Origin of the sequence: Pseudomonas sp. 2995-3 (assembly GCF_002742565.1) — a bacterium.
Lineage (GTDB): Bacteria > Pseudomonadota > Gammaproteobacteria > Pseudomonadales > Pseudomonadaceae > Aquipseudomonas > Aquipseudomonas edaphica.
Genome location: NZ_LJSB01000176.1, coordinates 292,746 through 316,031 on the forward strand (window position 1 = coordinate 292,746; position 23,286 = coordinate 316,031).

Sequence of the window (23,286 nt, forward strand, 5' to 3'; positions counted from 1 at the left end):
GCTCCCGGCCAAGCCCGAGGGGTGTTATCCAGCTATTTAGTATTGGGAAGCCACAATGATTGGCATAAAAAGCATCGCCAGTTACGTGCCGGCAGACGGGGTTGATAACTACGCCCAGGGCGCCAAATTCGCCAAGGATGAAGATTTCATCATCGGCAAGATCGGTTCGGCGTTCCTGCCGCGCAAGGATGCTGCGCAGGAAACCTCTGATCTGTGTGTCGAGGCAGTCAACGCCTTGTTTGCGGCCAACCCGGATTTGAAGCGCGAATCCATCGACGCGCTAATCGTTGTGACGCAAAACGGCGACGAAGAGGGTTTGCCCCACACCGCCGCCATCGTCCAGGACAAGCTGGGCCTGCACACCCACGTGGCTGCGTTTGATATTTCCCTGGGCTGCTCGGGCTACGTCTACGGCATCTATGCGATGAAGGGCTTCATGGAAGCCACCGGCCTGAAAAATGGCCTGTTGATCACCGCCGACCCGTATTCGAAGATCGTCGACCCGGAAGATCGCAACACCACCATGCTGTTCGGCGATGCCGCCACCGCCACCTGGATGGGTGAAGACGCGCCGTGGTTGCTGGGCAAGTCCAAGTTCGGCACCGACGGTTCCGGCGCGCCGCATTTGAAGGTAAGTGATGGCGTGTTTTTCATGAACGGCCGCCAGGTGTTCAACTTTGCCTTGCTCAAGGTGCCGGCACATTTGCACGAGCTGCTCAATGAGTCGGACCTCAAAGCTGACGAAATCGACGCATTCTGCATCCACCAGGGCAGTGCGGCGATTGTCGACGCGGTTGCCCGGCGTTTCGAAGAGGCGCCGGTAGAGAAGTTCATCAAGGACATGGTCGAGACCGGCAACACCGTGTCGTCGAGCATTCCGTTGCTGCTGGAAAAGCACATGATGGACGCCGACTGGAAGCGCGTTGCCATCAGCGGTTTCGGCGTGGGCCTGTCGTGGGGCTCGGCGATTCTCTATCGCCCGTAACGCTCTAATAGGCTGCGCACAAAAACGCCCAGGCTCAAAAAGCCTGGGCGTTTTTTATTGTGGCGAGCGGGCTTGCCCCGCGTTGGGCTGCGCAGCAGCCCCAAGATGTCAGCGGCCCATGAATTCAGGACTTTTCAGCCGCTTTAAGCCCTTGAATTACAAAGGGTGGCCCCGTGCTAGTAAAAAAAATCAAAAAAGTCCTCAAGCAACCTGCTTTCACGACGATAACTATTACGAAGGTTCTCTAGGCCACACCCGGCGGTTGCCAGGGCCGGAAGCCGCAGTACACCACCCACGAGGATTTCGTCATGGCTTTAACAGTAAACACCAACCTTGCTTCGTTGACCGTTCAGAACAACCTGAACAAGGCTTCCGGCGCCCTGCAAACCTCCATGCAGCGTCTGTCCTCCGGCCTGCGTATCAACAGCGCCAAAGACGATGCGGCCGGCCTGCAAATCTCCAACCGTCTGACCAGCCAGATCAACGGCCTGGGCGTTGCAATCAAAAACGCCAACGACGGCAGCTCGATTGCTCAGACCGCTGAAGGCGCAATGCAGCAGTCCACCAACATCCTGCAAAGCATGCGTACCCTGGCACTGCAATCCGCTAACGGCTCGCCAAGCGCTGAAGACCGTAAGTCGAACCAGGCTCAATACGCAGCCCTGACTGCTGAATTGACCCGTATCGCTACCACCACCACCTTCGGTGGCAAGAACCTGCTGGACGGTTCTTTCGGTACTACGTCGTTCCAGGTCGGCGCCAACGCCAACCAGACCATCGACATGAGCATCGGTAACGTTGCAGCCAACAACATTGGTTCGCAGCAGCTGAAAAGCCAAGGCGTTGCTCCAAGTGCAACAGGCGTTGCCGGCGGCGCAATCACCGTTACCGGTGGTGGCCAGTCCAAGGCCCTGACCATCGCTGCCGGCGCTTCCGCCAAGCAGATCGCTGCTCAGATGAACGGCGCTGTAGGCGGCCTGGCTGCTACTGCCAGCACCACTGCACAGTTCACCGTTGACGCCACTGCCATTGCTGCTGCTACTCCGGCCAGCGCCAACTTCACCCTGCAAGTGGGCAGCGGTACTGCAGTGCAGTTCACTGGTGTGACCAGCACTTCCGACCTGGCTGACCAACTGAAGTCCAACGCTGCCAAGCTGGGCATCAGCGTCAACTACGATTCGACCACCCAAGCCTTGTCGGTCAAGTCCGACACCGGTGAGAACCTGACCTTCAACGCTGGTGACGCCGGTGCTATCGCAGGTGTCAAGGTTGCTACCCTGGACGGTACTGGTACCGCCGGTACTGCCGTTGCTCTGGCTAACACCGCGATCATCGCTACTGGTGCTGTTTCCCTGAACTCCTCCAGCAGCTACTCGCTGAGCGGTGCAGGTGTGACCGGTCTGTTCGCAGCCGCTGGTACTGCTGCCAACTCCACCAAAACCACCGTTAACAACACTGACATCACCACTGCTGCCAACGCACAGAACTCGATCGACGTGATCACTCAAGCGATCTCCGACATCGACTCCCAGCGTGCCGGCCTGGGTGCTGTTCAGAACCGTTTCGACAACACCGTTGCCAACCTGCAGAGCATTGCCGACAACTCCAGCGCCGCTCGCGGTCAGATCCAGGACGTTGACTACGCTGCTGAAACTGCTCAGCTGACCAAGCAACAAACCCTGCAACAGGCTTCCACTGCGATCCTGTCCCAGGCCAACCAACTGCCATCCGCTGTACTGAAGCTGCTTCAGTAATAGCCATCGGCAGATGAATGACGGAAGGGCGCGTTTACGTGCCCTTTCGTCTTTTGCGTGATGAGGAGATTGGACATGGACATGAGTGTGAAGCTGAACCTGTCTTATCCGGCAGTGGCGCCGCAGAGCGCGCCTGCCCCCGTGAACAACGGCCTGCAGAAAACCAAGGTAGACCCCGCGCTGGCCACGGTTCAACCCCAGCAAGACTCGAAACCGTCCGACCTCGAACAGGCCGTTACGGATATTCGCAACTTCGTTCAGGCTGCCCAGCGCAACCTGGAATTTTCCATCGATGACTCCACCCATCAGGTGGTGGTCAAGGTGATTGCAACCGACAGTGGCGAAGTCATTCGTCAGATCCCGTCGGAAACTGCATTGAAACTCGCACAAAGCCTTCACGACGCCAGCAACGTGTTGTTTGACGCGAAAGTCTGAGCTGGCATGAATTTTGTTGCTGTAGCTGCTTGAGGCGTCGTCCGTCAATAAAGCGCCAGCCCCGATCAGGAGAAGTGTCATGGGTGATATCACGGTAAGCGGCCCGGTTACGGGGATTAATACCGAGTCGATCGTTACGGCCTTGGTGAACGCTGAACAAGCGCCCAAGCAGTCGCAGATCAACAAACAGACGCAGACGCAGACCGCCCAACTGTCCTCGATCGGCAAGATTCAAGCGGCATTGGATGCGTTTCGTGGCGCCATGGACAACATGGCCAAGGACGCCAGTATTGGTGGCCTGACGGCGACCACCTCGGATGCCAACGTGTCCACGGTCACTTTGGGCGCTGGTGCTTCGGCCGGCAGTTATCAGCTGGTGGTCAACCAGTTGGCGACTGCCTCGAAGATCGCTACCCAAAATTACCCAGGTGGGGCCAAGACTGTCGTCAATGCCGGCACTGCCGCTACGACCCTGGAAATTTCCCAGTCTGGTCAGAGTTACGGGGTGAGTGTTCCACCGGGCGCAACCTTGCAGCAGGTGCGTGACTCGATCAACGCGCAGTACAGCAGCGCGGGTCTGAGTGCCAACATCCTGACTGACTCCACCGGTTCACGTCTGGTCGTGACCTCGACCAATACCGGCGCTGGTACCGACATTACCTTGGGCGGTAACTCTGGCCTGCAAGCTGGGGCCGCGGTTGTGGGTGACCCACCGCAAAACGCGAAGTACACCATTGACGGTACTTCACAAGAGTCCAAGAGCAATACCCTGACTGAAGCAATCAGTGGTGTGAGCATCAAGCTGACGGCTGTGTCGCCGTTGCCAACTGGTGTCACCGACCCGTCCAAGCGTATCGCCTCGACCATCACGGTCACCCGCAGCAACGACACCCTCAAAAGTTCGGTTAAAGGCTTCGTCGACACTTATAACGCCTTGATGACCGCGATCGGCACCGAAACCAAAGTCACCACCAATGCCGATGGCTCGACCACGCCTTCTGCGCTGACTGGCGATGCCACCATGCGCTCCCTGCAGCAGGCGCTGCGTAGCGAGCTGAACGCGTTGGGTGGCTCGGGCACGTTGAAGTCCCTGGCTCAATTTGGTGTGAACACCGATCAGACCACCGGCAAGCTGAGCATTGACGATAAAATCTTCAGCGCTGCCATCGCCACTAACCCCACCGACATCGGCGGTATCTTCAACGGCGACAAAGGCCTGCTCGCCCGCATGAAAACCGCGACCGACAGCTTTGCCCTGAGCAACACCGGTGTACTGGCTACCCGTTCGACCACGCTGTCGAACAACCTCAAGGACCTGCAAAACCAGCAGGACACCCTGACCGCGCGTATGGCTGCCCTCAAGACCAGCCTGACCGCCAAGTACACCACCATGAACAACCTGGTCGCCCAGCTCACCAGCCAGCGCTCCAGTGTCATGACCACGCTCAACGCGCTGAACAAGTCGAATTCGGACAGTTGATTCCGGCTGGCGCCGCCCGGTGCTCCTGCACCGGGCACGGCCTTGAGCAGATCGCCGGATTAAAGTTTTTTGTCATCCCGTCGACATATTAGTCAGAGCCCATCCTAATTTAGCTGTTGCCTGTCACGAGGTAGAAACATGAATCCCATGAGAGCCCTTCGCCAATACCAGAAGGTCAATTCCCATGCCCAGGTCTCCGAAGCCAGCCCACACCGTCTGGTGCAGATGCTGATGGAAGGCGCGCTGGACCGCATGGCTCAGGCCAAGGGCGCCATGGCTCGTGGTGATATCGCGCAGAAGGGTTTGCTGCTGGGCAAGGCGATCGACATCCTGATCGGCCTGCGTGATGGCCTGAACCCGGAAAAAACCGATGATCCGGCCGCGTTGCAGCAACTCGATAACCTGTATGCCTACATGACCACGCGTTTGCTTGAAGCCAACAGCAAGAGCGATGTCAGCATGATCGATGAAGTAGCCGGCCTGATGATTACGCTCAAGGAAGGCTGGGACGGTATTGCAACACTGTAGGCCTTTGGCCTGAGGATGATGTCATGAGCCACGCCCTGCAACGGATTGACGAGACCCGCGAAGCCTTGGTCGACGCATTGGCGCAACGTAACTGGGACGCCATCGGCGAACTGGACATGGGGTGCCGCGCGGTCATCGACGAGGCGCTCAATAACGCGCCGGTGGACGAGGATGCGCTGCGGGAGAAGCTGGAGAGTTTGCTGGCGGTGTATCAGCAGTTGCTGGAGGTGACGACCGGCGAGCGCCAGGCGATTTTCGAAGAGATGTCGCAGATCAACCGCGCGCAAAGTGCGTCAAAGGTTTACCATCTGTTCGGCTGAACTGGCTCAGTTAATCCGAACAGCGCGTCATATATTTGACTGTGCTCGTATTTTTGACTTAACTAGTGCTGTTTTCAGATTTCAGGCGTCAGTAAGGTATGAAGTCCTACAGGCGTCTCGATTGCCCTCACTCTGGGGCAGGAAGTTTTACTAGGGAAGTTGCTATTGCATGTGGCGTGAAACCAAAATTCTGCTGATTGATGACGATAGCGTCCGCCGCCGCGATTTAGCGGTGATTTTAAATTTTCTCGGTGAAGAAAATTTACCCTGCGGCAGCCATGACTGGCAGCAGGCGGTCAGCTCTTTGTCGTCGAGCCGTGAAGTTATCTGTGTGCTGATCGGGACGGTAAATGCTCCTGGCGCCATTTTGGGCCTGTTAAAGACACTGTCGACCTGGGATGAGTTCCTTCCGGTGTTGCTGATGGGCGATATTTCTTCCGTGGACCTGCCGGAAGACCAGCGCCGCCGCGTGCTTTCAACCCTGGAAATGCCGCCCAGCTACAGCAAATTGCTCGATTCGCTGCACCGTGCCCAGGTCTATCGCGAGATGTACGACCAGGCCCGCGAGCGCGGCCGTCACCGTGAACCCAACCTGTTCCGCAGCCTCGTCGGCACCAGCCGTGCGATCCAGCACGTGCGCCAGATGATGCAGCAAGTCGCCGACACCGACGCCAGCGTGCTGATCCTTGGCGAATCCGGCACCGGCAAGGAAGTGGTCGCCCGCAACCTGCACTACCACTCCAAGCGCCGCGACGGGCCTTTCGTGCCGGTCAACTGCGGGGCGATCCCGGCAGAGCTGCTCGAAAGCGAACTGTTCGGCCACGAGAAGGGCGCCTTTACCGGGGCGATCACCAGCCGTGCCGGGCGTTTTGAGCTAGCCAACGGCGGCACCTTGTTCCTCGACGAAATCGGCGACATGCCGCTGCCGATGCAGGTCAAGCTGTTGCGCGTGTTGCAGGAGCGCACCTTCGAGCGCGTGGGTAGCAACAAGACCCAAAGCGTCGACGTGCGCATCATCGCGGCCACCCACAAGAACCTCGAAAGCATGATCGAGGTCGGCAGCTTCCGCGAAGACCTGTACTACCGCCTCAACGTATTCCCCATCGAGATGGCCCCGCTGCGCGAACGCGTGGAAGACATCCCGTTGCTGATGAACGAGTTGATCTCGCGCATGGAGCACGAAAAGCGCGGTTCGATTCGCTTCAACTCCGCGGCGATCATGTCCCTGTGCCGCCACGGCTGGCCGGGCAACGTGCGTGAGTTGGCCAACCTGGTGGAGCGCATGGCGATCATGCACCCCTACGGTGTGATCGGCGTGGTCGAGTTGCCGAAGAAATTTCGCTACGTCGACGACGAAGACGAACAACTGGTCGACAGCCTGCGCACCGACCTGGAAGAACGCGTAGCCATCAACGGCCACACGCCGGACTTCGGCTCCACCGCCATGCTGCCGCCCGAAGGCCTGGACTTGAAGGACTACCTCGGTAGCCTCGAACAAGGCCTGATCCAGCAGGCGCTGGACGATGCCAACGGCATTGTCGCCCGTGCCGCCGAGCGCTTGCGTATCCGTCGAACCACCTTGGTTGAGAAGATGCGCAAGTACGGTATGAGCCGCCGGGAAGGGGATGAACAGGCGGATGATTGACGCCTGTTTTTTAAGCTACTGAAATATCAGTAGTTTTTTTTCGGCACGGGTATTGCTATAGCCCTCGCAACGTTCCGTTTAACTGACGGTCAGCCAAGCGAGAGAGCATGATGCCCCACGCCGCCCAACTTTCTACAGCCCCTGCTATCCCGGGGCTCGTTCCGTCTGCAGAGCCGCTTACCCGGCAGGGTCTTGAGCAGGCGTTCTCGCAGTTCAGCCAGATGTCGAGCCAACTGACTGACTCTTACAGCTTGCTGGAGGCGCGGGTTTCCGAGCTTAAAGGCGAGCTGGCGGTGGTCAGTGCCCAGCGCATGCAAGAGTTGGCCGAGAAAGAGCGCCTGGCCAACCGTCTGCAAAACCTGCTGTCGCTGCTGCCCGGTGGCGTGATCGTCATTGATGATCAGGGCCGCGTGCGTGAAGCCAACCCGGCTGCCGTCGACATGCTCGGCCTGCCGCTGGAAGGCGAGTTGTGGCGGGAAGTCATCGCCCGCTGCTTCGCCCCCCGTGAAGACGACGGCCACGAAATCTCCCTCAAGGACGGCCGGCGTCTGTCCATCGCCACCCGTTCCCTGGACGCCGAGCCTGGCCAACTGGTGCTGCTCAACGACCTGACGGAAACCCGCCACCTGCAAGACCAGCTGGCGCGCCATGAACGCTTGTCGTCGTTGGGGCGGATGGTTGCTTCTTTGGCGCATCAGATCCGCACGCCGTTGTCGGCGGCGCTGATCTACGCCAGTCATTTGACTGATGAGCAATTGCCGGCCGCCACCCACCAACGTTTTGCTGGCCGCCTCAAAGAGCGTCTGCACGAGTTGGAGCACCAGGTGCGCGACATGCTGGTGTTTGCCCGCGGTGAATTGCCGCTGACCGACCGCGTTACGCCGGCTATGTTGATGCAGTCGCTGCAAGCGGCGGCGGCCACCCATATCCAGGACGCCCAGGTGCGCTGGCAGTGCGACAGCCACCAGGGCGAGTTGCTGTGCAACCGCGACACCCTGGTCGGCGCTTTGCTCAACCTGATCGAAAACGCCACCCAGGCAAGCCTGCCCGGGGCGCGGCTCAAGGTGCACCTGTACACCCGCGAGCAAACCCTGCGCCTGTGTATCAGCGACAGCGGCAGCGGCATTGAGCCGTGTGTGCTGCAACGCCTGGGCGAACCGTTTTTTACCACCAAGACCAACGGCACCGGCCTCGGCCTGACCGTGGTCAAGGCCGTGGCACGCGCGCATCAGGGAGAATTGCAGCTGCACTCCCGGTTGGGGCGTGGCACCTGTGCATTGATGACCTTGCCGCTGTTTTCCAGCACGGCAAGCGCGGAGTAAAAGGACTATGGCTATCAAGGTTTTATTGGTCGAAGACGATCGCGCCCTGCGTGAAGCATTGGCTGACACGCTGCTGTTGGCGGGCCATGACTACCGGGCGGTCGGTTCTGCCGAGGAAGCCTTGGAGGCGGTCGAGCAGGAATCTTTCAGCCTGGTGGTCAGTGACGTCAACATGCCCGGCATGGACGGCCACCAGTTGCTCGGCCTGCTGCGCGCGCGCCAGCCGCAGTTGCCGGTGCTGCTGATGACCGCCCATGGCGCCGTGGAGCGGGCGGTGGACGCCATGCGCCAGGGCGCGGCGGACTACCTGGTCAAACCCTTTGAGCCCAAAGCCCTGATCGAACTGGTTGCCCGGCATGCACTCGGCGTTGTTTCGAATGCCGAAGGCGAAGGCCCGATTGCCTTTGAGCCGGCCAGCGCACAGTTGCTGGAACTGGCAGCGCGTGTGGCGCGTAGCGATTCCACCGTGCTGATCTCCGGCGAGTCCGGCACCGGTAAAGAAGTGCTGGCGCGGTATATCCACCAGCAATCGAGCCGCGCCAAACAACCCTTTATCGCGATCAACTGCGCGGCCATCCCCGACAACATGCTTGAGGCCACCTTGTTCGGCCATGAAAAAGGCTCGTTCACCGGCGCCATCGCGGCCCAGGCCGGCAAGTTCGAACAGGCCGACGGCGGCACCATCCTGCTTGACGAAATCTCGGAAATGCCCCTTGGCCTGCAAGCCAAGCTGCTGCGGGTGTTGCAGGAGCGTGAGGTTGAGCGCGTGGGCGCACGCAAGCCGATCCAGCTGGATATCCGCGTGGTTGCCACCACCAACCGCGACCTCGCGGGCGAAGTGGCGGCGGGGCGCTTTCGTGAAGACCTGTTCTACCGGCTATCCGTATTCCCGCTGGCCTGGCGCCCGTTGCGCGAGCGCCCGGCGGATATCATCCCGCTGGCCGAGCGCCTGCTGAACAACCACGTCAAAAAAATGAAGCACGCCCAGGCGCGGTTGTCGGCTGAGGCCCAGGCTTGCCTGATCAGCTACCCATGGCCCGGCAACGTGCGCGAATTGGACAACGCCATCCAGCGCGCGCTGATTTTGCAGCAGGGCGGCTTGATCCAGCCGCAAGACTTCTGCCTGGCCATGGGCAATGGCAGCGCGCCGTTGCCGAGCCTGGCGCCCGCACCGGTGGCGGCTGCCGAAACCGAGTCCGGCGGTGCCCTGGGCGACGACCTGCGCCGCCGCGAATTCCAGATGATCATCGACACCTTGCGTGCCGAGCGCGGCCGTCGCAAAGAGGCCGCTGAACGCCTGGGCATCAGCCCGCGCACCCTGCGCTACAAGCTGGCACAGATGCGCGACGCCGGGATGGACGTGGAAGCCTACCTTTTCGCCACGTGAAAAATTCTTGGGCTGACAGGTTTTGTCGCCTTTTCTTACGAATTGCCACGGAGCTGGCACCCTTGTTGCTACCACCCGTAGTAACCGCTGCGTAGTGTCAAAAAATTGCGGGTCGTCGGAGAGAGAAGGTCATGAGCCAGGGTATTGAGTTCAATCGGTTGATGTTGGATATGCGCTCCATGCAAATGGATGCCATGGCTCAACCGAAATCCGTCGCGCCAGCGCCGGAATTGGGCCAAAGCAGTTTTGCCGACATGCTCGGTCAGGCAATCAACAAAGTCAGCGACACCCAGCAAGCCTCCAGTCAGTTGGCCACCGCCTTCGAGATCGGCAAGAGCGGCGTGGACCTCACCGATGTGATGGTCGCCTCGCAAAAGGCCAGCGTTTCCTTTCAAGCCTTGACCCAAGTGCGTAACAAGCTGGTTCAGGCTTATCAAGACATCATGCAGATGCCGGTTTAAGGACGAGATTTAAGTCATGGCAGAAGCAGTCTCCGACAACGTACCCGCCAAGGCAGACGGCAAGCCGCCGCTGTTTGGCCTGTCGTTCCTGGAAAACCTCTCGGAAATGACCATGCTGCGTCAGGTGGGCCTGATGGTCGGCCTGGCCGCCAGTGTGGCGATTGGTTTTGCCGTGGTGTTGTGGTCGCAACAACCTGATTACCGCCCGCTGTACGGCAGCCTGGCCGGCATGGATTCCAAGCAGATCATGGAAACCCTGGCCGCCGCCGACATCGCCTACACCGTGGAGCCCAACTCCGGCGCCTTGCTGGTCAAGGCTGATGACGTGGCCCGTGCGCGCATGAAGCTGGCTGCAGCCGGCGTAACGCCGTCTGACAGCAATATCGGTTTTGAAATCCTCGACAAGGACCAGGGCCTGGGCACCAGCCAGTTCATGGAAGCCACCCGTTATCGGCGTGGCCTGGAAGGCGAACTGGCGCGCACCATCAGCAGCCTGAACAACGTCAAGGGCGCCCGCGTGCACCTGGCGATCCCGAAAAGCTCGGTGTTCGTGCGTGACGAACGCAAGCCCAGTGCCTCGGTGTTGGTTGAACTGTTTTCCGGCCGCTCCCTGGAGCCTGGCCAGGTACTGGCGATCATCAACCTGGTGGCCACCAGCGTTCCCGAATTGAGCAAGTCGCAAATCACCGTGGTCGACCAGAAGGGCAACCTGCTGTCCGACCAGGCCGAGAACTCCGCGCTGACCCAGGCTGGCAAGCAGTTCGACTACAGCCGTCGCATGGAAAGCATGCTGACCCAGCGCGTGCACAACATCCTGCAACCGGTGTTGGGCAACGATCGCTACAAGGCTGAAGTGTCCGCCGACGTGGATTTCAGCGCGGTCGAGTCGACGTCCGAACAATTTAACCCCGACCAGCCGGCGCTGCGCAGCGAGCAGTCCACCAGCGAACAACGCACCGCCAGCAATGGCCCGCAAGGTGTGCCGGGTGCCCTGAGCAACCAGCCACCGGCTCCGGCGACTGCACCACAAACCACCGGTGGCGCGGCCGCTACGGCTGGCGCGATCCAGCCTGGGCAGCCATTGTTGGACGCCAACGGCCAGCAGATCATGGACCCGGCCACCGGCCAGCCGATGCTCGCGCCGTACCCGGCGGACAAGCGTAACCAGTCGACCAAGAACTTCGAACTCGACCGTTCCATCAGCCACACCAAGCAGCAGCAGGGCAAGATCAATCGCCTGTCGGTGTCGGTGGTGGTCGATGATCAGGTCAAGGTCAACCCGGCTGACGGCGCCGTCACCCGTGCGCCGTGGAGCACTGATGAATTGGCCCGTTTCACGCGCCTGGTGCAGGACGCCGTCGGCTTCGACGCCAGCCGGGGTGACAGCGTCAGCGTGATCAACATGCCGTTCTCCGCCGAGCGCGCCGAAGTGATCGCCGACCCTGCGTTCTACACGCAGCCGTGGTTCTGGGACATCGTTAAACAAGTGCTGGGTGTGTTGTTCATTCTGGTGCTGGTGTTCGGCGTGCTGCGTCCGGTGCTCAACAACATCACCGGCAACGGCAAGAAACAGCTGGCCTTGGCCGGTGGCGACGTCGAGTTGGGTGGCATGGGCGGCCTGGACGGCGAACTGGCCAACGACCGCGTCAGCCTCGGCGGCCCGCAAAGCATCCTGTTGCCAAGCCCGAGCGAAGGCTATGACGCTCAGCTGAACGCAATCAAGAGTCTGGTAGCAGAAGACCCGGGCCGTGTGGCCCAGGTCGTGAAAGAGTGGATCAACGCAGATGAGTGATAATCGAGCCGCTGTTGCCAAGCTCACCAAGGTCGACAAAGCCGCAGTCCTGTTGCTGTCCCTGGGTGAAACCGACGCTGCCCAAGTGCTGCGCCACATGGGGCCTAAAGAGGTCCAGCGCGTGGGCGTGGCCATGGCGCAGATGCGCAATGTGCACCGCGAGCAAGTCGAGCAGGTGATGAGTGAGTTCGTCGAGATCGTCGGCGACCAGACCAGCCTGGGCGTCGGCTCCGACAGCTATATCCGCAAGATGCTCACCTCGGCACTTGGCGAAGACAAGGCCAACGGCCTGATCGACCGCATCCTGCTGGGTGGCAACACCAGTGGCCTGGACAGCCTCAAGTGGATGGAGCCGCGCGCGGTGGCCGACGTGATCCGCTACGAGCACCCGCAGATCCAGGCCATCGTCGTCGCTTACCTCGACCCGGACCAGGCCGGTGAAGTGCTCGGCCACTTCGACCATAAAGTACGCCTGGATATCATCCTGCGCGTGTCGTCGCTGAACACCGTGCAGCCGGCGGCCCTGAAAGAACTCAACACGATTCTGGAGAAGCAGTTCTCTGGCAACTCGAACGCTTCGCGCACCACCTTGGGCGGCATCAAGCGTGCGGCCGACATCATGAACTTCCTCGACAGCTCGGTCGAAGGCCAGTTGATGGACTCGATCCGCGAGATCGACGACACCCTGTCCGGCCAGATCGAAGACCTCATGTTCGTGTTCAACAACCTCTCCGATGTCGATGACCGTGGCATCCAGGCGTTGCTGCGCGAAGTCTCCTCCGACGTGCTGGTGCTGGCCCTCAAAGGCTCGGACGAAAACGTCAAAGAGAAGATTTTCAAGAACATGTCCAAGCGTGCGTCCGAGCTGTTGCGCGACGACCTCGAAGCCAAAGGCCCGGTGCGCGTCAGCGACGTCGAAACCGCGCAGAAAGAAATCCTCACCATTGCCCGCCGTATGGCCGAAGCCGGAGAAATCGTTCTCGGTGGGAAGGGCGGCGAAGAAATGATCTAAGGCGCGTCCCATGTCGAACAAAGATGAGACGCCCAGCGATCTGATTCGCGCGCGGGATGTCGGCGGGTTCGACATCTGGTCGCTGCCCAGCTTCGATCCACATGTGCCGGAACCTGAGCCCGAGCCGTTGGTTGAAACGCCGGTAGAGATGGAAGAAGTGCCACTGGATGAAGTCCAGCCACTGACCCTTGAAGAGTTGGAAGCCATCCGCCAGGAAGCCTACAACGAAGGCTTTGCGGCCGGCGAAAAAGACGGCTTTCGCAGCACTACCCTCAAAGTACGCCAGGAAGCCGAAGAGGCGCTCGGCGTCAAACTCGCCAGCCTTGAGCGGCTGATGGGTACGCTGTTCGACCCGATTGCCGAGCAGGACTCGCAGATCGAAAAAGCCATGGTCGGCCTGGTCGAGCACATTGCCCGGCAGGTCATCCAGCGCGAGCTGGTGCTCGATTCCAGCCATATCGAAAGCGTCATGCGCGAAGCCCTCAAGCTGCTGCCGTTGGGCGTGGGCAATGTGCGCCTGTACATCAACCCGCAGGATTTCGAACAGGTCAAAGCCCTGCGCGAGCGCCATGAAGAAACCTGGCGCATCGTCGAAGACGCCAACCTGCAACCCGGTGGCTGCCGCGTCGAAACCGAACACAGCCGCATCGATGCCACGGTGGAAACCCGCATCAGCCAGATCATGGCCAAGCTGTTTGATCAACTGCATGAACAAGCCCTGCACCCGGCCGAGCCTGACCTGAGTGTGGACCTGGACGCCACCGATGCGCCTTGATCGCACCAGCTTCGCCAAGCGCCTGAGTGGCTACGCCGAGGCCACGGAGTTGCCCGGCCAGCCGATCCTCGAAGGGCGCCTGCTGCGCATGGTCGGCCTGACCCTCGAAGCCGAAGGCCTGCGCGCCGCCATGGGCAGCCGCTGCCTGGTGATCAACGACGACAGCTACCACCCGGTGCAGGTCGAAGCCGAGGTGATGGGCTTTTCCGGCAGCAAGATTTTCCTCATGCCGGTCGGCAGCCTGGCGGGCATCGCCCCTGGCGCCCGCGTGGTGCCGTTGGCCGACACCGGCCGCCTGCCGATGGGCATGAGCATGCTCGGCCGCGTGCTCGATGGCGCCGGCCGCGCACTCGACGGCAAGGGCGGCATGAAGGCCGAAGACTGGGTGCCGATGGACGGCCCGACCATCAACCCGCTCAACCGCAACCCCATTAGTGTGCCGCTGGACGTGGGCATTCGCAGCATCAACGGTTTATTGACGGTCGGTCGCGGCCAGCGTCTGGGCCTGTTTGCCGGTACGGGCGTGGGTAAGTCGGTGTTGCTGGGCATGATGACGCGTTTTACCGAGGCCGACATTATTGTGGTCGGGCTGATCGGCGAGCGCGGCCGTGAAGTGAAAGAGTTCATCGAGCACAGCCTCGGTGAAGAAGGCCTCAAACGCTCGGTGGTAGTCGCGTCGCCTGCGGATGATGCGCCGCTGATGCGCCTGCGCGCCGCCATGTACTGCACGCGTATCGCCGAATATTTTCGCGACAAGGGCAAGAACGTCCTGTTGCTGATGGACTCGCTCACACGTTTCGCCCAGGCCCAGCGGGAAATCGCCTTGGCCATCGGCGAACCGCCCGCCACCAAAGGCTACCCGCCTTCAGTGTTCGCCAAGCTGCCCAAGCTGGTGGAGCGCGCCGGTAATGCCGAGGCCGGTGGTGGTTCGATCACCGCGTTCTATACGGTGTTGTCCGAAGGCGATGACCAGCAAGACCCGATTGCCGACTCGGCGCGGGGCGTGCTCGATGGCCACATCGTGCTGTCGCGGCGCCTGGCCGAGGAAGGGCACTACCCGGCCATCGACATCGAAGCCTCGATCAGCCGGGTGATGCCGGCGGTGGTCACCGCGGAGCACATGGCCCGTGCGCAGCACTTCAAACAACTGTGGTCGCGCTACCAGCAGAGCCGCGACCTGATCAGCGTCGGCGCCTACGTGGCCGGTGGTGATCGCGAAACCGACCTGGCCATCGCGCTGCAACCGCAACTGGTGAGCTACCTGCGCCAGGGGCTCAACGACAAGATCAGCATGGGAGAAAGCGAAGCTCACCTGGGCTCGATCTTCGCTCCGGCGCCGGGCGGTTAAGCCATGGCCAGCACCCGTTCTTCACGCCTGGCCCCAGTGGTGGACATGGCCGAAAAGGCCGAAAAAACCGCCGTGCAACGCCTGGGTTACTTCCAGGGTCAGGTGCGCCTGGCGGAAAGCAAGCTGGGCGACCTGGAGCGCTTTCGCGGCGAATATCAGCAGCAGTGGATCGAGCGTGGCAGCAAGGGCGTCTCCGGCCAGTGGTTGATGGGCTACCAGGGCTTTCTCAACCAGTTGGAAACCGCTGTGGGCCAGCAGCGCCAGAGCCTGGCCTGGCACCAGAACAATCTTGATAAAGCCCGTGAAAGTTGGCAGGCGGCGTTTGCCCGCGTTGAAGGCTTGCGCAAGCTGGTGCAGCGTTATATCGACGAAGCGCGGGCGATTGAGGACAAGCGTGAGCAGAAGCTGCTCGATGAGCTGTCACAGCGACTTCCACGGCAGTCACAGTACTAACAGTTTCCACTTGCCTACTGTGGGAGCTGGGCTGTGTGGGTGCTGGCTTAGGTGGGAGCTGGCTTGCCTGCGATGCAGGCGACGAGGTGTATCAGTGATACAGCGGTGATGCTATCGCAGGCAAGCCAGCTCCCACACAAGCCAGCTCCCACATTGAGTGCTCGGTGTTGCCCAGATCCGGTTCAGCTGCTAAACCTTGTTGCACATTGCAATGACAAGGAAGCAGTCGTATGTCAGTCGAGTCAGAAGTATCCCTGGATGGGACGAAGTTGACGATTAAAGTAAGAGGCCGATTCGATTTCGGAAGCCACCAGACCTTTCGCGATGCCTACGAGCGGTTCTACAAAGTGCCCGACATCTACGTGGTAGATCTGAAAGAAGCCACCTATCTGGACAGCTCGGCCCTGGGCATGCTCCTGCTATTGCGCGACCATGCCGGTGGCGATGACGCTGAAGTGCAGGTCATCAACAGCAACTCCGATGTGCGCAAGATCCTCGGCATCTCCAACTTCGACAAACTGTTCGACATCAGTTGAGCACCTTGGCCCCGGTCCTTGAACCACTGACGATCCTGATCGCCGAAGACAGCGCCGCTGATTTGCTGTTGCTGTCGACCATCATTCGGCGTCAGGGCCACCAGGTGCTCACCGCCACCAATGGCGCGCAAGCCGTCGAGGTGTTTACCCGCGAGCGCCCGCAACTGGTGTTGATGGACGCCCTTATGCCGGTGATGGACGGTTTTGAAGCGGCGCGGCGGATCAAACAGTTGGCGGGTGAGGCGCTGGTGCCGATCATCTTCCTCACCTCGCTGCGCGAAAGCGAAGCCCTGGCCCAATGCCTGGATGCCGGTGGCGATGATTTCCTGCCCAAACCCTACAACCCGCTGATCCTGGCTGCCAAGATCAATGCCATGGACCGTCTGCGGCGCCTGCAGGCCACGGTGCTGCGCCAGCGCGACCAGATCGCCCGGCACCACGATTACCTGTTGCATGAGCAACGCGCGGCCAAGGCGGTGTTCGACAAAGTGGCGCATTCGGGTTGCATCAATGCGGCGCCGAACATTCGCTACCTGCAATCGCCCTATGCGCTGTTCAACGGCGACCTGTTGCTGGCGGCGTATACGCCGTCCGGCGACATGCATGTGCTGCTCGGTGACTTCACCGGCCATGGCCTGCCGGCCGCAGTGGGCGCCATGCCGCTGGCGGAAGTCTTCTACGGCATGACCGCCAAGGGTTACGGCCTGGCGCAGACCCTGCGCGAGATGAATGCCAAGCTCAAGCGCATCTTGCCGGTGGACATGTTCTGCTGCGCCACGCTGGTGTGCCTGAGTACCCAGCGGCGCGTGGTGGAGGTATGGAACGGCGGCATGCCCGACGGCTATGTGCATGAGATCGCCACCGGCAAGCGTACGCCTTTGTTATCCCGGCACCTGCCGCTGGGTGTGCTTTCGGCACAGGCGTTTGATGACAGTACCGAAGTCTGGCCCATGGCCTTGGGCGACCGGGTGTTCTTGTTGTCCGATGGGGTGCTGGATACCGCCAACGCCAGTGAACAGTTATTTGGCGCGGCGCGTTTGCAGCAGGTATTTGCCAGCAATCGCAAGCCCGACCGCTTGTTTGAGGAGATTGAGCAGGCCCTGGCGGCGTTCCGGGGTGAGGCGCGCGATGATGTCAGCATGGTGGAGATTACCTTGCAGCCTGGCCAGCCGTCGCGGGCGGCTGAGCCGCTGTATGCCGACAGTGGCCAGTCGTGCCCGTTGGATTGGTCGGTGAGCTTCGAGTTTCGTGCGCGAACGCTCAAAAGCTACAACCCGTTGCCGTACCTGTTGCAATTGCTGCTGGAGATTCATGGCCTGCGTGGGCAAAGCGGCGCGCTGTACAGCGTGATGGCCGAGTTGTATTCCAATGCGCTGGAGCATGGCGTGCTGGGCCTGGATTCGCGACTCAAGCGCGATGCCCAAGGATTTTCCGAGTATTACCGCCAGCGCAACGAGCGCCTGTCGCAGTTGAACAGCGGTTATGTGCGGGTACATGTGCAGGTGGCGCCGACTGCCACGGGCGGCAAAATGACGCTGCGCATCGAAGACAGTGGCCCAGGGTTTGACGTGGAACAGGTGCTGGCGCGGCCGCTGGATATCGACCGTTTGTCTGGCCGGGGGCTGAGCCTGGTACGGCAACTGAGCAGCGATGTACGCTGGACCGATGGCGGGCGCAGTGTGTGCGTGGAGTTTTGCTGGGGGGCTCTGGCATAATCCGCCGATTCTTGATCAAGGAGCGAACAAGTGCTTGAGATTCATCTGGACCCTGATGTGCTGACGGGCCTGCAGGAAGTGATGGAAAGCGAATATCCGAAATTGCTGGATACCTTTCTGGACGATTCGCAAAAGCGTATCGATGCGTTGCGCAAGTCGCGTGGTGACGCCAAGGCGTTGGGCCGGATTGCCCATAGCTTCAAGGGCAGCAGTGGCAACCTTGGGGCGGTGCGGTTGGCGCAGTTGTGTCAGCGGCTGGAGGTGGAGTCCGTCGAGTTGTCGGCGGACTTGGGTGCGCTGGTTGATCAGATTGATCATGAGTTTGCGTTGGTGCGTCCGCTGTATGAGTCGGAAAGGCAGCGCTTTCAGCTTTGAATTGAGTCGCCAAGCCGGTCTCGGCCAAATGTGGGAGCTGGCTTGCCTGCGATGGCATCGACTGGTTTTGCCTGATACACCGAGGTGTCTGCATCGCAGGCAAGCCAGCTCCCACAGAGCACAATGGATCTACCGTCAAAAAACCAAACCTGGCCCGACTCTTGCTCTATCTCCCGATACTGCATCCCCGACCCCCAATGCAGTGGAGACCTTTAACTATGCCAGTCGCCCCCAATTCGCTCCTTCAGGCTGCCGCTGCGCCCAAGCCTCAAGCGCCGGCCGCCACACCGCCTGTAGCGGCCGCGGACCCACGGGACAAGGGCCCTGGTTTCGCTCAAGTGTTTGCCAACCAAAGCCCCAAGCCCACGCTGAAGACCGATGACACTCCGGTCAAAATCTCGCGTGACAAGCCTTCGGATACCAACACCAAGCCGGTCGCCAACAACGACAAGCCTGCCGCCAGCACGCCAGCGGTTGCCGATAGCGGCAATCCCTTGCCTGCCAAGCCGGCCAAGGCTGACGACAGCGCCAGCAGTGATGACGACAAGCCCGCCGACCCGGCCGTGGCGCAGCAGCCCCCGGCTGATCCGGTGGTCGACCCGGCATTGGTCGCCGTTGTTACGCCGGTGCCTGTTCCGGTGCCAGCGCCCGCGCCGGTAGCCACCCATGACGACACGGCCCAGCCGGTGGTCGCGGCGCCGCTTGCAGCCACCGATGACGCCAAGCAACCGGCCTTCGACCCCGAAGCCGATCCGCTGGATTCGATGCCGGCCGTGCGCTTGGCCATGGAGCAGGGCGGCCATGTGTCGGCCAGCAGCCAGACGCCACAGAAAGCCGCGCCGACCACCGCTCAGGACCAGCCAACCGCCGCGCAGAACTTTGCCGCAGGTCTTGCCAACATGGTCGACCAGCAAGCCACCAAAGACAGCACTGACCAGGGCGGCGACAAGGCCTTCAGTGGGCTGATCGAAGGTGGCCTCAAGGATTTGAAAGACGCCGGCAGCGACACGCGGGTGGATGATTTCGCCAACCGCCTGGCCGCGCTGACCCAGGCTGCCACGCCGAAAACCGCGAACGCCTTGCCGCCCGTGGCCAATGCGCCATTGGCCATGCACCAGAGCGGCTGGACCGAAGAGGTGGTCAACCGCGTGATGTACCTGTCCAGCGCCAACCTCAAGTCGGCGGAGATTCAGTTGCAGCCGGCTGAACTGGGGCGCCTGGATATCAAGGTCAATTTGACCGCCGACCAGCAAGCCCAGGTCAACTTCATGAGCGGCCACGCCGTGGTACGTGAAGCGCTGGAAAGCCAGTCCGGCCGTTTGCGCGAGATGTTTGCCCAGCAAGGCATGGGGCAGGTCGACGTCAACGTCTCCGACCAGTCGCGTGGCTGGCAGGGTCAGGGCCAGGAGCAACAGCAGCAGAATCAGGCCCGCGGCATAAGCGGCAGTGGTGGGCGTGGTGATGGCGGCGATGCGGGTGACGCTGCTGAAGTGGCGGCGGCGGTCGCGCCGGTGAGCCAGACCGTGATCGGCTCCAGCGCCGTCGATTACTACGCCTGACTTGAGCCAAAAAACGCGGTCAATGTGGGAGCTGGCTTGCCTGCGATGGCGGTGCATCAGTTACAGAAGTATTAACTGACCCACCGCTATCGCAGGCAAGCCAGCTCCCACATTTGGTTTGTGGTGTTAGTTCTCTCCCCAACTGCCAGACAACTCTGGCATAACACTTGCTCTTGCCTTCCCGTAGATCTATGAATCCCCGAATAGTGACGGATTATTGGCATGGCGAAGAGTGACGACGCAGCAGCAACCCCACCCGCAGGCAAAGGCAAGCTCAAGCTGATCCTGCTGATTGTGCTGGGCCTGCTCCTGGCCATTGGCGCCTCGATTGGCGGCACGTGGTACATCATGCACAGCAGCGCGAGCAAACCGGCTCCCGCCGCCGAAACCGCCACTAACGTCAAGCAACCGGCAATCTTCGAGCCGATGCTGCCGGCCTTTGTCGCCAACTACAATCAGAACGGTCGCCAACGCTACCTGCAGGTGAGCATCACCTTGCTGGCGCGTAACCAGGCGGACCTGGATGCGCTTAAAGTGCATATGCCGGTGATCCGCAACAACCTGGTGATGCTGTTCTCCGGGCAGAGCTTCGACAGCCTGGCCACCCCGGTCGGCCAGGAAATGCTGCGCCAGAAGGTCACTGCCAGCGTGCAGGAAGTGGCCCAGAAAGAGCTCGGCAAAGTCGTGGTCGAGCAGGCGCTCTTCACTAACTTCGTATTGCAGTAGGATCACGACATGGCCGTGCAAGACCTGCTGTCCCAGGATGAAATCGACGCGCTGTTGCATGGCGTCGACGATGGTCTGGTACAGACCGAAATGGCTGCCGAACCCGGCAGCGTCAAAAGTTATGACCTCACCAGCCAGGATCGCATCGTCCGTGGGCGCATGCCGACCCTGGAGATGATCAATGAGCGTTTCGCCCGTTACACCCGTATCAGCATGTTCAACATGCTGCGCCGCTCGGCAGACGTAGCGGTAGGCGGCGTGCAGGTGATGAAGTTCGGCGAGTACGTGCATTCGCTGTATGTGCCCACCAGCCTCAACCTGGTCAAGATCAAACCGTTGCGCGGTACCGCGCTGTTCATCCTCGACGCCAAGCTGGTGTTCAAGCTGGTGGACAACTTCTTCGGCGGCGACGGCCGCCACGCCAAGATCGAAGGGCGTGAATTCACCCCTACCGAATTGCGTGTGGTGCGCATGGTGCTGGAGCAAGCCTTCATCGACTTGAAGGAAGCCTGGCAGGCGATCATGGAAGTCAATTTCGAGTACATCAACTCGGAAGTGAACCCGGCCATGGCCAACATCGTCGGCCCCAGCGAAGCCATTGTGGTCTCCACCTTCCACATCGAGCTTGATGGCGGTGGCGGCGACCTGCACGTGACCATGCCGTACTCGATGATCGAGCCGGTGCGCGAAATGCTCGACGCCGGTTTCCAGTCCGACCTCGACGACCAGGACGAACGCTGGGTCAAGGCCCTGCGCGAAGACCTGCTGGACGTCGACGTGCCTTTGAGCGCCACTGTGGCCCGTCGCCAGCTGCGTTTGCGCGATATTTTGCACATGCAACCGGGGGACGTGATCCCCGTGGAGTTGCCGGAAGAGCTGATCATGCGCGCCAATGGCGTGCCGTCGTTCAAGGTCAAGCTCGGTTCCCACAAGGGCAACCTGGCGTTGCAAGTGATCGAACCGATCAACCGTCGCTGATCTGCCCCTTCTATCGATGAATTTTTGCTGCGCCGAGGACATGTAATGGCTACCGAACACGAAAACACTTCCGCCGAAGACCAGGCCCTGGCTGACGAATGGGCTGCGGCCCTGGAAGAAACCGGCGATGTCGGCCAGGACGACATCGACGCGCTGCTGGCCGCCGACGCCGCCATGGCGCCGGCCGGCAAACGCCTGCCGATGGAAGAATTCGGCAGCGTGCCGAAAAACAACGACCCGGTGACCCTCGACGGCCCGAACCTGGATGTGATTCTCGACATTCCGGTGTCGATCTCCATGGAAGTCGGCAGCACCGAAATCAACATCCGCAACCTGCTGCAACTCAACCAGGGTTCGGTGATCGAGCTCGACCGCCTGGCCGGTGAGCCGCTGGACGTGCTGGTCAACGGCACCCTGATCGCCCATGGCGAGGTGGTGGTGGTCAACGAGAAGTTCGGCATCCGCCTGACGGACGTGATCAGCCCAAGCGAACGCATCAAGAAGTTGCGCTGAGATGAAGTATTCGATGGCGGGACTGTTTCTGGCGCTGCCATTGAGCGCCCTGGCGGCTGAGCCGGTCGCCCAAGCGGCGGCTACGGCACCTGTGGTCAGCAGTGGCATCGGCGGCCAGTTGACCCAGCTGGTGCTTGGATTGTTGCTGGTAGTCGGTCTGATCTTCGTGCTCGCCTGGCTGATGCGCCGCGTGCAGCGCATCGGGCCGGGCAATGCCCAGGTGATCGAGATGATCGGCTCGCGCGCCCTCGGCCCGCGTGATCGGCTGGTGCTGGTGCAGGTGGGCGAAGAGCAAATCCTGCTGGGTATCACGCCCGGCCGCATCACCCCGTTGCACGTACTCAAGACGCCGGTGGAAGCAACCAGGACCGAGACCGCCACGCCGGAATTCGCCCAGCGCCTGATGGAGTTGCTGGGCAAGGATCAGAAGGATAAGAAGTAATGCGCGTTTTATTGACGCTCATGCTGTTGCTGGCCGCGCCGCTGGCGTTGGCAGCCGACCCGTTGTCGATCCCGGCGATCACCCTGGGCACCAACGCGGCCGGCGCCCAGGAATACTCGGTCAGCCTGCAGATTTTGCTGATCATGACTGCGCTGAGTTTTATCCCGGCGTTTGTCATGCTGATGACCAGCTTTACGCGGATCATCATCGTGTTCTCGATTTTGCGTCAGGCCCTGGGCCTGCAGCAGACACCGTCGAACCAGATCCTCACCGGCATGGCGCTGTTCTTGACCTTGTTCATCATGGCGCCGGTGTTCGACAAGGTGAACCAGCAAGCCTTGCAACCCTACCTGGCCGAGAAACTCTCGGCTCAGGACGCGATCGACAAGGCCCAGGGTCCGATCAAGGACTTCATGCTGTCGCAAACCCGTTCCAGTGACCTTGAGCTGTTTATGCGCCTGTCCAAGCGCACCGACATTGCCACGCCGGATCAGGCGCCGCTGACCATTCTGGTGCCGGCCTTCGTCACGTCCGAATTGAAAACCGCGTTCCAGATCGGCTTCATGATCTTTATCCCGTTCCTGATCATCGACCTGGTGGTGGCGAGCGTGCTGATGGCCATGGGGATGATGATGCTGTCGCCGCTGATTATTTCGTTGCCGTTCAAGATCATGCTGTTTGTGCTGGTGGACGGCTGGGCGCTGATTATCGGCACCCTGGCCAGCAGTTTCGGCGGGGTGTAGTG

The 23,286-nt window shown here is 60.9% G+C and carries 24 protein-coding genes; all 24 read left to right on the plus strand.

Annotated features, from left to right (window positions below; all coding sequences use genetic code 11):
• The first annotated feature begins 55 nt into the window (after nucleotides 1-55).
• The 24 genes from AOA62_RS13350 to fliP all read left to right on the plus strand — a co-directional run bounded on the left by AOA62_RS13350 (nucleotide 56) and on the right by fliP (nucleotide 23,284).
• A complete protein-coding gene (locus AOA62_RS13350; RefSeq protein WP_099548871.1) occupies nucleotides 56-985 on the plus strand; it encodes a ketoacyl-ACP synthase III in 930 nt (309 codons plus the stop codon).
• Between the two features lie 308 nt (nucleotides 986-1,293).
• Nucleotides 1,294-2,739 carry a flagellin gene (locus AOA62_RS13355; protein ID WP_017134929.1) on the plus strand — a complete coding sequence of 482 codons (1,446 nt, stop codon included), beginning with the start codon at nucleotides 1,294-1,296 and terminating at the stop codon, nucleotides 2,737-2,739.
• A 75-nt stretch (nucleotides 2,740-2,814) separates the two neighbouring features.
• Complete coding sequence (locus AOA62_RS13360) at nucleotides 2,815-3,174, plus strand: flagellar protein FlaG (RefSeq protein WP_017134930.1); 360 nt, start codon at nucleotides 2,815-2,817, stop codon at nucleotides 3,172-3,174.
• A gap of 79 nt (nucleotides 3,175-3,253) precedes the next feature.
• Nucleotides 3,254-4,654, plus strand: coding sequence for a flagellar filament capping protein FliD (gene fliD / locus AOA62_RS13365; RefSeq protein ID WP_099548872.1), 1,401 nt, complete (start codon nucleotides 3,254-3,256; stop codon nucleotides 4,652-4,654).
• Between the two features lie 138 nt (nucleotides 4,655-4,792).
• Complete coding sequence (fliS, locus tag AOA62_RS13370) at nucleotides 4,793-5,182, plus strand: flagellar export chaperone FliS (RefSeq protein ID WP_017134932.1); 390 nt, start codon at nucleotides 4,793-4,795, stop codon at nucleotides 5,180-5,182.
• Between the two features lie 23 nt (nucleotides 5,183-5,205).
• Nucleotides 5,206-5,502, plus strand: a complete 297-nt coding sequence (gene fliT, locus AOA62_RS13375; protein ID WP_017134933.1) for a flagellar protein FliT — start codon at nucleotides 5,206-5,208, stop codon at nucleotides 5,500-5,502.
• A 169-nt stretch (nucleotides 5,503-5,671) separates the two neighbouring features.
• Entirely contained in the window at nucleotides 5,672-7,147 is a 1,476-nt protein-coding gene (locus AOA62_RS13380; RefSeq protein WP_017134934.1) for a sigma-54 dependent transcriptional regulator, read from the plus strand.
• A gap of 110 nt (nucleotides 7,148-7,257) precedes the next feature.
• Entirely contained in the window at nucleotides 7,258-8,469 is a 1,212-nt protein-coding gene (locus tag AOA62_RS13385) for a PAS domain-containing sensor histidine kinase (RefSeq protein ID WP_099549001.1), read from the plus strand.
• Between the two features lie 7 nt (nucleotides 8,470-8,476).
• Nucleotides 8,477-9,856: a sigma-54 dependent transcriptional regulator gene (locus tag AOA62_RS13390; RefSeq protein ID WP_099548873.1), complete on the plus strand. Its 1,380-nt coding sequence runs from the start codon at nucleotides 8,477-8,479 to the stop codon at nucleotides 9,854-9,856.
• Between the two features lie 131 nt (nucleotides 9,857-9,987).
• The gene (fliE, locus tag AOA62_RS13395) at nucleotides 9,988-10,317 is read left to right on the plus strand and encodes a flagellar hook-basal body complex protein FliE (protein WP_017134937.1); all 330 of its coding nucleotides are present in this window, start codon (nucleotides 9,988-9,990) and stop codon (nucleotides 10,315-10,317) included.
• 16 nt (nucleotides 10,318-10,333) lie between these two features.
• Nucleotides 10,334-12,109, plus strand: a complete 1,776-nt coding sequence (fliF, locus tag AOA62_RS13400; protein ID WP_017134938.1) for a flagellar basal-body MS-ring/collar protein FliF — start codon at nucleotides 10,334-10,336, stop codon at nucleotides 12,107-12,109.
• The gene (gene fliG / locus AOA62_RS13405; RefSeq protein WP_010208743.1) at nucleotides 12,102-13,121 is read left to right on the plus strand and encodes a flagellar motor switch protein FliG; all 1,020 of its coding nucleotides are present in this window, start codon (nucleotides 12,102-12,104) and stop codon (nucleotides 13,119-13,121) included. Before fliF ends, fliG begins: the two co-directional genes overlap by 8 nt.
• Before the next feature lie 10 nt (nucleotides 13,122-13,131).
• Nucleotides 13,132-13,896: a flagellar assembly protein FliH gene (gene fliH, locus AOA62_RS13410; protein WP_099548874.1), complete on the plus strand. Its 765-nt coding sequence runs from the start codon at nucleotides 13,132-13,134 to the stop codon at nucleotides 13,894-13,896.
• A complete protein-coding gene (gene fliI, locus AOA62_RS13415; protein WP_099548875.1) occupies nucleotides 13,886-15,244 on the plus strand; it encodes a flagellar protein export ATPase FliI in 1,359 nt (452 codons plus the stop codon). Before fliH ends, fliI begins: the two co-directional genes overlap by 11 nt.
• Before the next feature lie 3 nt (nucleotides 15,245-15,247).
• On the plus strand, nucleotides 15,248-15,697 hold the full coding sequence (gene fliJ / locus AOA62_RS13420; RefSeq protein ID WP_016972024.1) for a flagellar export protein FliJ: 450 nt from the start codon (nucleotides 15,248-15,250) through the stop codon (nucleotides 15,695-15,697).
• A 230-nt stretch (nucleotides 15,698-15,927) separates the two neighbouring features.
• On the plus strand, nucleotides 15,928-16,233 hold the full coding sequence (locus AOA62_RS13430) for an STAS domain-containing protein (protein ID WP_099548877.1): 306 nt from the start codon (nucleotides 15,928-15,930) through the stop codon (nucleotides 16,231-16,233).
• Complete coding sequence (locus AOA62_RS13435) at nucleotides 16,230-17,948, plus strand: fused response regulator/phosphatase (protein ID WP_099548878.1); 1,719 nt, start codon at nucleotides 16,230-16,232, stop codon at nucleotides 17,946-17,948. The genes AOA62_RS13430 and AOA62_RS13435 overlap by 4 nt, the downstream gene beginning before the upstream one ends.
• Before the next feature lie 30 nt (nucleotides 17,949-17,978).
• Entirely contained in the window at nucleotides 17,979-18,323 is a 345-nt protein-coding gene (locus AOA62_RS13440; RefSeq protein WP_099548879.1) for an Hpt domain-containing protein, read from the plus strand.
• 218 nt (nucleotides 18,324-18,541) lie between these two features.
• Nucleotides 18,542-19,882 carry a flagellar hook-length control protein FliK gene (locus AOA62_RS13445; RefSeq protein WP_099548880.1) on the plus strand — a complete coding sequence of 447 codons (1,341 nt, stop codon included), beginning with the start codon at nucleotides 18,542-18,544 and terminating at the stop codon, nucleotides 19,880-19,882.
• A 222-nt stretch (nucleotides 19,883-20,104) separates the two neighbouring features.
• On the plus strand, nucleotides 20,105-20,608 hold the full coding sequence (fliL, locus tag AOA62_RS13450) for a flagellar basal body-associated protein FliL (RefSeq protein ID WP_017134945.1): 504 nt from the start codon (nucleotides 20,105-20,107) through the stop codon (nucleotides 20,606-20,608).
• Between the two features lie 9 nt (nucleotides 20,609-20,617).
• Nucleotides 20,618-21,586: a flagellar motor switch protein FliM gene (gene fliM / locus AOA62_RS13455; RefSeq protein ID WP_010166091.1), complete on the plus strand. Its 969-nt coding sequence runs from the start codon at nucleotides 20,618-20,620 to the stop codon at nucleotides 21,584-21,586.
• Nucleotides 21,587-21,631: 45 nt separating this feature from the next.
• A complete protein-coding gene (fliN, locus tag AOA62_RS13460) occupies nucleotides 21,632-22,099 on the plus strand; it encodes a flagellar motor switch protein FliN (RefSeq protein ID WP_017134946.1) in 468 nt (155 codons plus the stop codon).
• 1 nt (nucleotide 22,100) lies between these two features.
• The gene (gene fliO / locus AOA62_RS13465) at nucleotides 22,101-22,541 is read left to right on the plus strand and encodes a flagellar biosynthetic protein FliO (RefSeq protein WP_099548881.1); all 441 of its coding nucleotides are present in this window, start codon (nucleotides 22,101-22,103) and stop codon (nucleotides 22,539-22,541) included.
• Nucleotides 22,541-23,284, plus strand: coding sequence for a flagellar type III secretion system pore protein FliP (gene fliP, locus AOA62_RS13470; RefSeq protein ID WP_056859761.1), 744 nt, complete (start codon nucleotides 22,541-22,543; stop codon nucleotides 23,282-23,284). The genes fliO and fliP overlap by 1 nt, the downstream gene beginning before the upstream one ends.
• The last annotated feature ends 2 nt before the right edge of the window (nucleotides 23,285-23,286 follow it).